The following is a 10,861-nucleotide window of genomic DNA, read 5'->3' as shown; positions in this document are numbered from 1 at the left end:
GGGCGGGGGGGGGGGGGGGGGTGGGGGGGGGGGGGGGGGGGGGGGGGGGGGGGGGGGGGGGGGGGGGGGGGGGGGGGGCGGGGGGGGGCCCCCCCCCCCCCCCCGCCCCCGCCGTCCCGTCCTCCCAGCGCTGGGTCTCCTCGTTCCAGTACCGCTGTCCCCCGCTCATCACGTCCCTCTCTCCCCTGCCGTCTCTCCCGACGGTTCTCCCCGCACTTGTCCCCGCACTTGTCCCCGCCCTTCTCCCCGTACTTGTCCCCGCGCCTCTCGCCGCGGCGCTCCCCCGGAGGTCACATTCCCAGCAGTCCGGCCACGGTGCCCGCCGAGGCGAACAGCGCGAGGACGGTCTGGGCGTCGGTCAGCACGTCCCGCAGCCGCTGGAGACGGCCCTCGCCGGCCGTTCCGGTGCGGGTGATCTCCTCCTCTGTCTCGGCGAGCGCCTCGTCCAGCCGGACGGTCTGGTCGCTGTCCCGCACCCGGGACAGGTCGGCGCGCAGTTCGCGCACCGCCTTCAGCAGCTCTTCGGCGGCCTCGTCACGCGGTGCCGGGGTGCCGTGGTGGCTCGTGGCGCGCGCGTGGCTGCCGACGGCGAAGGTGCTGTGCGAGACGTCGCCGAAGCTGACGGTGGGTTCATCGCTTGCCATCGCTGGAGGATCCCTTCTGCGGCGCGGGGCCGCCGGTGGAGGAGCTGGCACTGGCGTGCTCGCCGACGGCGAAGGTGGAGCCCTCGACCCGGCCGATGTGCACGGCGCCGTTACTGATGTTCACGATCTTCTGCACGAACTCGCCGGTCTCGTAGCCGGCGTCGGCCAGCGCCAGGCGTACGCCGTTGCCGATGCGGTCCTGGATGCCGCGCAGGTAGCGGGCCACGTCCATCTCCTGGAAGGTGGACCCGACCGGGACCGAGGCCAGCTCCCGCACGGAGACGGCGGGCCCGTCGGGCAGCGCGCCCGCGTGGCCGCCGGTCAGCAGCCGCCACCCGTACACCAGGCCCCGGCCGAGGGTGATCAGGGAGCGGCCCGCGGAACCCGGCACCAGGGCCGCGGCCCCCGCCGCCTTGCCCAGCACGTTGTTGTTGCGGAGCCGGTGGGAGGCGCGGTCGGCGTCCTTGAAGTCGGCGCGGACCGGGGTCAGCACGTGCGGGGCGACCTCCAGCATCAGCATGCGGCCCTGGGTGTGGACGCGCACGAAGACCGTGACGACGAGTTCCTCCTCCCAGCCACCGACGCGGATGCGCAGGAAGTGCCGCCGCTTCTCGCCGCCCTCCTCGACCGCGCGCGCCCGGTGCTGCTCGAACTCCTGCGGGTCGTAGGGGGCCTGGTCGCGGCGGAGCAGCCCTTCGGCGGGGAGGAACACGCACTCGTCGATCTCCAGCCGGCGCAGCCGGTCCCGGACGCCGGGCCCGGCGTAGTCGGCGGGCACGCGCAACTGGGCGAGGAGCGGGCGGATCCGCTCCAGGATCGCGCGGTTGCTGAGCGGCTGCTGCGGCTTCTCCTCGTCCGGCCGGAGCTCGACGGCGAGCACCCAGGTGTCGTACGCCGCTCCCGCGCCGCAGAACGGACGGGCCTCGTGGTACATGACCAGCGGCGCGTGCTGCTCCAGCCGGATACGGTGCATCAGCCGCCGGAACCGGTGCCCCTCGGCCCGCTCCGCGGGGTCGCTCGCGGCGTCCGGGAAGCGCTGCGGGGACAGCTCGGCGGCGAGCGCGCGGGCGAACTGGTTGCGCTGCGCGGCCGAGCAGAGCGCGATCAGCGCGAACACCGCGAGGGCGAACCACGCCTGCCACGGCTCGATCAGCCCGGCCACCTCGTCGGCGGCCGGGTAGAACACGTCGGTGATCCCCGGCTCCCCGGAGCCGCCGTAGCCGTAGGAGTCGTAGGTGCCGTACGAGGAGTCCTCGTCCTCGCCGGAGCCGGCCCCGAAGCCGACGGCGACCGTGACGGCCAGGTACAGCGCGAAGGTGAGACGGCCCCACCAGCGCATCAGGAAGGCGGGGATCCGCCGGTACAGGGCGGGCCGCTCGGCGCGTCCCCGGACCCAGGGCGCGAGGGCGAGCAGCAGGCTCGGCCCCACGAAACCGGCGAGCAGCCAGCCGCTCAGCGGCAGGCCGACCACCCACAGGCCGACCACCGCGGCGGACCACAGCAGCTCCTGCCGCCGGGCCCGCAGCGCGTGCGCGAGGACGCGGGCCGCGTCGAAACCGAGCGAGGGCGCGACGAACCGCTGTTCGTCGAGGTACAGCTCCTCGATGACGCGGTCCCGGTAACCGGAATCCAGGTAGGTGCCCGCGCACAGCAGCCGGGTGGCCTCGCTGGCGTGCGGTGCGACGGGCGGGAGGTCCGGTGGCGTCCCGGCCTCCGTGGGCTGCGGCTGCTGCGGCAGTTGTGTGGTACTCACGCCGTTCCCCCGATGCGCGAATGTGTTGCCGTGACGGGCGAGTTGAGGACCCATCAGCATAGAGGAACCGGGGAGGCGGCAAAACCGGAATGTCAAGAGTGCCCCGCGAGACACGCGGCCACGGCGCACTGGGACCACGTCCACGCGGCGCACCGGTCCGGGCAGCGGCTGCGGCCGGGGACCGCCCGGGCCGCTGCCCGAAAAGACGGCGATCCCCGGGCCGCGACTGCGGCCCGGGGATCACGGGATCACGGGATCACGGGATCACGCCGCGGGTCAGATGAGGCCGAGGCCGCGGACCGCCTCGCGCTCCTCCTCCAGCTCCTTGACGGAGGCGTCGATGCGGGTGCGGGAGAACTCGTTGATCTCCAGGCCCTGGACGATCTCGTACTTGCCGTCCTTGCAGGTGACCGGGAAGGAGGAGATCAGGCCCTCCGGGACGCCGTAGGAGCCGTCCGACGGGATGCCCATGGAGACCCAGTCGCCCTCCGGGGTGCCGTTGACCCAGGAGTAGATGTGGTCGATGGCGGCGTTGGCGGCGGAGGCGGCCGACGAGGCGCCGCGGGCCTCGATGATGGCGGCGCCGCGCTTGGCGACGGTCGGGATGAAGTCCTCGGCCAGCCACTTCTCGTCGTTCACGACCTCGGCGGCGTTCTTGCCGGCGACGGTGGCGTGGAAGATGTCCGGGTACTGGGTGGCGGAGTGGTTGCCCCAGATCGTCAGCTTCTTGATCTCGGAGACCGGGACGCCGGTCTTCTTCGACAGCTGGGTCAGCGCGCGGTTGTGGTCCAGGCGGGTCATCGCGGTGAAGCGCTCCGCCGGTACGTCGGGGGCGGCGGCCTGCGCGATGAGCGCGTTGGTGTTGGCCGGGTTGCCGACGACCAGGACGCGGATGTCGTCGGCGGCGTGGGCGTTGATGGCCTGGCCCTGCGGCTTGAAGATGCCGCCGTTGGCCTCCAGCAGGTCACCGCGCTCCATGCCCTTGGTACGCGGGCGGGCGCCGACGAGGAGGGCGACGTTGGCGCCGTCGAAGGCGACGTTCGGGTCGTCGGTGATCTCGATGCCCTGGAGCAGCGGGAACGCGCAGTCGTCGAGCTCCATGGCCGTGCCCTCGGCGGCCTTCAGCGCCGGGGTGATCTCCAGCAGGCGCAGCTTGACCGGCACGTCCGCGCCGAGCAGCTGGCCGGAGGCGATGCGGAAGAGCAGGGCGTAACCGATCTGGCCGGCCGCGCCGGTGACGGTGACGTTCACGGGAGTGCGGGTCATGGCGTTCTCCGTATGACAGCTGGCGGTGGGGCGTCCCCGCCCCGGGGGGATGATCGATCTCTTGGCGTCAAGAGAGATCAGCGGTCAGGCTATCGCGCATCCGTGGTCCCGCACGGCCGGGACGGTGTGGCCCGCCCCACAGACCCCCGTGCGGGTACCGCGCCGACCTGCGAGAACGCACGAAGAGGCGGCCGCCGGTCCGGGAGAGGAGGGACCGAGGCGGCCGCCGGGGGGAATACCGTTGCCGGACTCCCGTGGGGGTTATCGTTCGCGTTCCCGCACAGGGAGCGGGCATGCCTCCTTCCGGAGGGTTGTTTCCCGTTTTTTCGCGGTCGCGTCCCGCCGGGTGCCGGAGAGGTGCCCGCCGGGTTGGATGCCGGGGGGTGCCCGCCGGATGGATGCCAGGGGTGCCCGCCGGGTGGATGCCGGGGGTGCCCGCCGGGTGCCGTCGCGTCCCGTCGGGTGCCCGGAGGTGGCCTCCGAGCGCACCGATGGCTCAGGGGCTCAGTCGGTGCACCCCTTCTGCCCGGACGCCAGCGTCACGCACGCCACGGCGTCGCCGGCCTTCTTCACGGCCACCATGGGCGTGTAGGCGATGGTGTCGCCGGCCTCCGTGACGGCTCCGGTCTGCCGGGCCCCTCCCGCGCTCACCTGGACCTCGTCGCCCTGCCCGGCCTGTGTGACGCGTCCCCACGCGGCACCACAGGTCTTGCTGTAGCGGACCTCGACGAGGGCCGTGCCGACCGTGATCTGCCGGGCGGTGGTCACCAGGTCGCCGCTGCACCCCATGACCTCGGCGTCCTTGCCGGTGCACAGGTCGCCGCTGCACTTGACGCCGGCCGGCAGGTCGGGGGCGGTGCTCGCGGTGGGCGAGGGAGAGGTCCGCGCGTTCTCGTCGTCCTTGCCGCCGCCGTCCAGCAGGAAGAAGGCGCCGGCGATGACGACCAGCACACCGACGACCCCCGCGAGGAACGTCGTCATCCGTCTGCCCCCGGCTCGGCCGGCTCGGCCTGCTTGGTGGACGGCCTCCCGCGGCGGCTCGCCGTACGCGCCCGCGGCGCCCGTGACGCCCGCGGCCGGTATGCCCCGGCCGGGTGCCCCGGCCGCCGCCGCGCCGCCGGGCGCACCGCCCGCCGCGCGGCCCGCGGCCGGTGACGGGCCCCGGTATCCGGCGACTCCCCAGGAGTTGCCCCCGGAGGAAGCGCCGGAAGACGCCGAGGACGTACCGGAGGACGCTCCGGAGACGTCACCGCCCCGGGGCCTGCCGCCCAGCGCGTCCGGGCTCTCGGAGGCCGTCGGCTGCGCCGGCACCGGCGGGACCGTCGGCGCCACCCCGGCCGGCCCGGCGATCCCGGGCGCGGCCGGGACGCCACGGCCGCCCCGGCGGGCGCCCCTGCTCCCCTGGGTGCCGGCCGACGGCGCGGCCAGCTCGCCGAGGGCGGCGCGGGCCTGGGAGATCCGGATGGCCTCCATGGTCATGTCGTGCCGCATCTCGGAGCGGCTCCAGGCGCGCTCGGCCAGCTCCCACATGGTGGTCAGGTGCACCGGATTGGTCTCGGTGACCTCGGCCAGGGCCACGATCGCGCCCTTGGGCGCCAGCAGCCGGCCGTTGAGATACCGCTCCCAGGACGTCTTGCTGTAGCCGGTGCGGTCGGCCACGGCGGCGATGCTCAGACCGCTGCGGTCCACGAGCCGGCGCAGCTGGCCGGCGAATTCCCTGATCTGCGGATCGAGTTCGTCCGGCAAGGCCTTCCAACGAGGCATTGCTTCCCCCCTCTTCCCCCGGTGACGTGCTGGTGGTTCCCGTGTGCGTGGTGCCCCGTGCGTGGTGTCCTGTACCGAGTCCCCGATCTGGCTACCCACAGGGATGCGCCCGGTCGGGATCTCAGTTCCCGGGATGGGGGCGCACGGGAGCGCGACGGCGGCGCATGCACCGTCGCATGCCTGCCGGCCGTGCCCCAGTGTCCCACCGGTCCCCTGTGCCGGCGGTGCGAGCCCCCGGCTGCCGCAGGGGGCGGCCCGGACCGTCCCGGTCGACCACGCTAGTCCCGTCCCCGAACGACTTCGCCCCATATCCGCGAACTTGTCAATGCATCGGCACACGGAACGCACAGGAGCCGTCACTCGCGGCACACGGGTCCCGGCTCTCACCGCTCCACGGCGGAACGGTCACTTCCGCGCCACGGCGGCCCCCACCGTGGCGCGGACCGCGAAGGCATCGACCGATGACCGTGAAGACGTCAGCCGCGGACCGCGAAGGCGTCAGCCACGGACCGTGAAGACGTCAGCCGCGGACCGCGAAGGCATCAGCCGCGGACCGCGAAGGCGTCAGCCACGGACCGCGAAGGCATCAGCCGCGGACCGCGAAGGCGTCAGCCGCTGACCGTGAAATGCAGCGTGTCCTTCAGGAACGGGATCTCCAGCCAGGGCTCGGGCTGGGCCATCATCGCCAGCAGGACGATGACCAGGCCCAGGGCGCCGTAGGTGACGATGTCCGTGAAGCGCGACCGTACGGCGAGCATGCCGACGCCGGGCAGCAGCCAGCGCAGGACGGCGCCGGTCAGCAGCCCGGCGCCGATCAGCAGCGTGCCGTACCGGAAGACGTCCAGGGCGGTCAGCAGCAGGCCGAGGCCGACCAGGAACAGCACGGCGAGGATCGGCCACTGCCGGGCCGCCGTGGCGTTGGACGGCGCGGCCCGGCCGCTGCCCTCGGGGCGCGCGGTGTCCCGGGTGAACAGGGGGAAGCGGCGCGTGGCGCGCCGCGGCCTGCCCTCGGCGTCGGGCGCGCTGACCGCGTCCGTGACCGTGATCTCCTCCGGGCGGCGGGCGCCCTCGTCAGCCGACACTGCGCTCCGCCGCCTCGACCACGTTGACCAGGAGCTGGGCCCGGGTCATCGGGCCGACGCCGCCGGGGTTCGGGGAGATCCAGGCGGCCACCTCGGCCACGTCCGGGTGGACGTCACCGACGATCTTGCCCTCGGCGTTGCGCGAGACGCCGACGTCGAGGACGGCGGCGCCCGGCTTGACGTCCTCGGCGCGGATCAGGTGGGGCGAGCCGGCGGCGGCGATGACGATGTCGGCGCGCTTGAGGTGGGCGGACAGGTCGCGGGTGCCGGTGTGGCACTGGGTCACGGTGGCGTTCTCGCTGCGCCGGGTCAGCAGCAGCGGCATCGGGCGGCCGATGGTGACGCCGCGGCCGACGACCACGACCTCGGCGCCCTTGATCTCCACGCCGTAGCGGCGCAGGAGGGTGAGGATGCCGTTGGGGGTGCAGGGCAGCGGGGCCGGCTCGTTCAGGACGAGGCGGCCGAGGTTCATCGGGTGCAGGCCGTCGGCGTCCTTGGCCGGGTCCATCAGCTCCAGGATGCGGTTCTCGTCGATGCCCTTGGGCAGCGGGAGCTGGACGATGTACCCGGTGCAGGCCGGGTCCTCGTTCAGCTCGCGCACGACCGCCTCGATCTCCTCCTGCGTCGCCGTGCCCGGCAGTTCGCGCTGGATGGAGGCGATGCCCACCTGGGCGCAGTCGCGGTGCTTGCCGGCGACGTACTTCTGGCTGCCGGGGTCGTCGCCGACGAGGACGGTGCCGAGGCCGGGCGTGACGCCCTTTTCCTTCAGCGCCGCCACGCGGGCGGTCAGTTCGGACTTGATCGCGGCTGCGGTGGCCTTGCCATCGAGAATCTGGGCGGTCATGGCCCCATCCTCCCGGATGACCCGCCCCCGGTTCCAATCCGGCCGCCTTCCGGGCACCGCGGGACGGCTCCGGCCGTATCCGGCCATGATCACCGATGTTGCACTTGCACAACGCCTGGCGAATGCGGCTGGACAAGCGCGACGCGGGTCGAGAACGATTGACGGACGCAGTGCCGCGGGGCAGTACCGGGGGGACGAACCGCACATCGAAGACCTTCCTCCGCATCATGCCGCGCGCCGTCCCCGCACGTGACACCAACGGAGGAAAGTCCGCCATGAGCTTCGGCGACCCGAACAACCCCTACGGCGCGCCGCAGGGCCAGCAGCCCGGTTACGGCGCCCCGCAGCAGCCCCAGGGCGGCCCCGCCTACGGCTACCCGCAGGCGCCCCCCGTGCAGCAGCCCTACGGCGCGATGGCGCCCACCACCATGCCCGGCACCGTCAGCGCGGCGCGCGCGATGCTGTGGGTGATCGTCGGCCTCCAGGTCCTCGGCGTGCTGCTGTTCGCCTTCTCCGCCGTCGCCATCGACCAGGCCAAGGACGACGCCGCCTTCGAGGCGCTCGCCGATTACCCGACCGGCGCGCTGTGGGCCTTCGCGGTGCTCGCGCTGGCGTGGGGCGTGTGGGCGGCCGTTCTGGCGACGAAGTTCACCTCGGGCGGCAACGGCGTCCGCGTGACCCTCATCGTCTTCGGCGTCCTCACCGCGATCCTCGCCCTGTACCCGTTCACCCTCGTGGGCATCGTCCACCTGGTGCTCGCCATCCTGATCGCCGTCTTCGCCGGCAACTCCAAGGGCGCGGCCTGGTTCCAGCGCCCCCGCTACTGAGCCTGGACGAGTCCGGGCCGCGGTCCGGTCACGGCACGGTTCACGCCAATCACCTTCCGGGGCCGTGTCTCACTCTTACGAGGGGGACACGGCCCCGGCGCGTCGCCCTAGTCTGACTGGGGTAGCCGTCAGGCACGGGGAGACGCACCTTGTACAGCATCATCGTGGTACCTCCGCCGACCACGGAGGACGACCGTGACCGCACCCAGATCCGGCTGGCACCCGGCGAACGGCTCGCCTTCGGGCGGTCCGTGGAGCCGGACGGCCTGCTGATCGCCCACGACGGGGTGTCCCGCCGGGCCGGTGAGATCACCGCCCACGGCACCTTCTGGACCCTGAGCAACCTCTGCGCCCACCAGACGTACGTGGTGGAGAACCCGGAAGGGGCGGGCGAGCACATCAAGGTCGCCCCGGGGCGCCTGGACGCGCCGGTCCCGTTCGAGTTCTCGCGGATCGTGCTGCCCGCCGCGGGCGACCTGCTGCCGGTCGAGGTGTGGGCGCCGCGCCACGACTACCTGCGCGCCGAGGGCGGCGGTGACGGCGACGGCGAGACCACCGCCCCCGCCTTCTCCGTCGACCGCACCAAGCGCTACTTCGCCGTCCTGGCCGCCCTGTGCGAGCCGCGCCTGCGCGGCGACCCGCACGCGCCGCTGCCCACCGTCGAGCAGGTCGTGGAGCGGCTGCGTCCCACCTGGCCGGCCGCGTCGCGGACGTCGGTGCAGTGGAACATCGACTACCTGGCGGTCAAGCTGCGCCTGAAGCCGGGCCCGGAGAGCGCCGACCCGGGCCCGCGGCTGAACGGCAAGAAGGAGTCGCTGGTCTCCCTCGCCCTCCGCTTCGACCTGGTCCGCGAGGACGACCTCGTGGTGCTGACGGCACCCTCCGGGCGTACGGTCCGGTGACCGGCCCGTACGCGGTGCCGGTGCCCCGGGGGTACCGGGTGGGCCGCTGGGAGGTGCGGGAGCCGATCGCGACGGGTGCCTTCGGCAGCGTGTACGCCGCCCGCCGCACCGGCGGCCCGGACGACCTGCCGAGGACGGCCGCCCTGAAGTTCCTGCCGACCGGCACCGGAACGCCCCGCCAACTGGCCCACCTGCGCGAACTGATCGAACGCGAGGTCGGGCTGCTGCGCCGGCTGAAGCAGCCGCGGCTGATCCGGATGTACGAGACCCTCACCGTCGACGACCCCGGTGACCCCCGCCTCGACGGCGCCACCGTCCTCGTCCTGGAGAAGGCGGACGGCTCCCTGGCCGGGCTGCTGGCCGCCGCGCCCCGCCCGCCGGCCGGGCCCGCGCTGCTCGCGCAGGTCTGCGCGGGGCTGGCCCAGCTGCACCGGGCGGGCTGGGTGCACGGGGACCTGAAACCGGCCAACGTACTGCTGATGGCGGACGGTTCGGTGCGGCTGGCCGACTTCAACATGGCCGCCGAGCTGGAGGGCACCCACGCCTACACGCCCGCCTTCTCCACCCCCGACTACACCCCGCCCGAGCTGCTGTGGTCGGAGATCGGCGAGCGCGGGCGCCGCATCCGGCCCTCCGCCGACGTGTGGGCCTTCGGCGTCCTGGCCCACCTGGTGCTCACCGGTTCGTTCCCGCTGCCCGGCGGCACCCCGACGGCCCGCCGCGACGCCGCCGTGGCCTACGCCCGGGGCACCGACCAGCTGCGCCTGGCGCCCGAACTGCCGGACCCGTGGCGGGAGATCGTACGGGCCTGCCTGACCCGGACGCACGGCGACCGCGTCGGCACCGAGGCGCTGCTGCGGCAGGTCGAGGCCGCCGCCGGCACCGGCCGCCCGGCCCGGCTGCCGTGGCTGCCCCGGCCGGCCCGGCTGCTGCCGACGCGCCGCTCCCGCCGCGCCGCCGTCGCGGCGGCCGTGGGCGCGGCGGTGGCCGTGGCCGCCCTCGGGTACGGCGTCAGCACCCGGACGGGCGGCGACGACGGCGACGGCGGCCCGAAGTCCGCGCGCGGCGCCCAGGTCGCCGCCGTCTCCTACGGCGCGGCCGAACTGCGCACCGACCGGGGCGTCCCGGCCGCGTACCGGCTGCTGATCGTGGAGACGGCGCACGACTGCGCCGACGAAGACGTCACCCCGCCCCTGATCGCCGCCATGCTGAAGGTGGAGAGCGACTTCGACCCGAACCTCGCCGACCCCGCGAGGAACGAGTACGGCATCGCCCGCTGGACCCCGAAGGTCCTGCGCTGGTGGATACACGCGGACGGCACCCCCGCCGAGACCGTCCCCGAACCCCCCTTCCCGCCCGCCGAGTCCATCCCGGCGATGGGCCGCTACCTGTGCTGGATCGCACCCCGCCTGGCCGACGACCTGCCCGGTGACCGCCGGGTCCTGATCGCCGCCGCCTACCGGTCGTCGTACGACACGGTGAACGACGCGGGCGGGGTTCCTCCGAAGCACCGCGCCTACGCCGACCGCGTCGCCCACTACCTCAAGGAGTACACCCCGCCGGGGAAGAGGTGACCCTGACAGGTCCGAGGTTCCACGGGCGGCGGGCCCGGGGGAAGGGTGGAACGCGGCCGGGGTCTCCGGCTCCCTCGGGGGAGAGCCGGAGACCCCGGCCGGCGGTCGTCCGAGGTCACCGGCGCTGAACCGCCGGCCCGCCCTGATGGTGGCCATCGCGTATCCGATGCGCTCGCCGTCGTACTCGTTGACGTCGGGCACCGGC

9 protein-coding genes are annotated in these 10,861 nt (G+C 73.9%); 3 read left to right on the top strand and 6 right to left on the bottom strand.

Annotated elements, in window-relative coordinates:
- Positions 1–290 precede the first annotated feature (290 nt).
- From ABZ340_RS35720 to ABZ340_RS35695, 6 genes are all read right to left on the bottom strand, one after another.
- Entirely contained in the window at positions 291–644 is a 354-nt protein-coding gene (locus ABZ340_RS35720; RefSeq protein WP_358786060.1) for a hypothetical protein, read from the bottom strand.
- Entirely contained in the window at positions 631–2,397 is a 1,767-nt protein-coding gene (locus ABZ340_RS35715; RefSeq protein ID WP_358786059.1) for a hypothetical protein, read from the bottom strand. The genes ABZ340_RS35720 and ABZ340_RS35715 overlap by 14 nt, the downstream gene beginning before the upstream one ends.
- A gap of 276 nt (positions 2,398–2,673) precedes the next feature.
- Entirely contained in the window at positions 2,674–3,663 is a 990-nt protein-coding gene (locus tag ABZ340_RS35710; protein ID WP_358786058.1) for a malate dehydrogenase, read from the bottom strand.
- A 504-nt stretch (positions 3,664–4,167) separates the two neighbouring features.
- Positions 4,168–5,427: a DUF2690 domain-containing protein gene (locus ABZ340_RS35705; RefSeq protein WP_358786057.1), complete on the bottom strand. Its 1,260-nt coding sequence runs from the start codon at positions 5,425–5,427 to the stop codon at positions 4,168–4,170.
- Positions 5,428–6,035: 608 nt separating this feature from the next.
- Positions 6,036–6,509, bottom strand: a complete 474-nt coding sequence (locus ABZ340_RS35700) for a DUF3017 domain-containing protein (RefSeq protein WP_358786056.1) — start codon at positions 6,507–6,509, stop codon at positions 6,036–6,038.
- Positions 6,499–7,353 (bottom strand): bifunctional methylenetetrahydrofolate dehydrogenase/methenyltetrahydrofolate cyclohydrolase, encoded by an 855-nt coding sequence (locus ABZ340_RS35695; protein WP_358786055.1) that lies wholly within the window; start codon positions 7,351–7,353, stop codon positions 6,499–6,501. The genes ABZ340_RS35700 and ABZ340_RS35695 overlap by 11 nt, the downstream gene beginning before the upstream one ends.
- Before the next feature lie 275 nt (positions 7,354–7,628).
- On the opposite strand from ABZ340_RS35695, the gene ABZ340_RS35690 reads away from it, so the two are divergent.
- The 3 genes from ABZ340_RS35690 (at position 7,629) to ABZ340_RS35680 (ending at position 10,656) form a co-directional block, all read left to right on the top strand.
- Positions 7,629–8,180, top strand: coding sequence for a hypothetical protein (locus ABZ340_RS35690; RefSeq protein WP_358786054.1), 552 nt, complete (start codon positions 7,629–7,631; stop codon positions 8,178–8,180).
- A 149-nt stretch (positions 8,181–8,329) separates the two neighbouring features.
- The gene (locus ABZ340_RS35685; protein ID WP_358786053.1) at positions 8,330–9,082 is read left to right on the top strand and encodes an FHA domain-containing protein; all 753 of its coding nucleotides are present in this window, start codon (positions 8,330–8,332) and stop codon (positions 9,080–9,082) included.
- Positions 9,079–10,656, top strand: coding sequence for a protein kinase (locus ABZ340_RS35680; RefSeq protein WP_358786052.1), 1,578 nt, complete (start codon positions 9,079–9,081; stop codon positions 10,654–10,656). The genes ABZ340_RS35685 and ABZ340_RS35680 overlap by 4 nt, the downstream gene beginning before the upstream one ends.
- The last annotated feature ends 205 nt before the right edge of the window (positions 10,657–10,861 follow it).

The organism is Streptomyces sp. NPDC006134 (assembly GCF_040628835.1).
GTDB lineage: Bacteria > Actinomycetota > Actinomycetes > Streptomycetales > Streptomycetaceae > Streptomyces.
Note: the sequence above shows the minus strand (reverse complement) of the source record. Positions and strands in the feature narration are given on the sequence as shown.

Coding starts and splice junctions, on each gene's coding strand:
- ABZ340_RS35720 (WP_358786060.1), bottom strand. CDS start 644: ATGGCAAGCGATGAACCCACCGTCAGCTTCGGCGACGTCTCGCACAGC.
- ABZ340_RS35710 (WP_358786058.1), bottom strand. CDS start 3,663: ATGACCCGCACTCCCGTGAACGTCACCGTCACCGGCGCGGCCGGCCAG.
- ABZ340_RS35705 (WP_358786057.1), bottom strand. CDS start 5,427: ATGCCTCGTTGGAAGGCCTTGCCGGACGAACTCGATCCGCAGATCAGG.
- ABZ340_RS35695 (WP_358786055.1), bottom strand. CDS start 7,353: ATGACCGCCCAGATTCTCGATGGCAAGGCCACCGCAGCCGCGATCAAG.
- ABZ340_RS35690 (WP_358786054.1), top strand. CDS start 7,629: ATGAGCTTCGGCGACCCGAACAACCCCTACGGCGCGCCGCAGGGCCAG.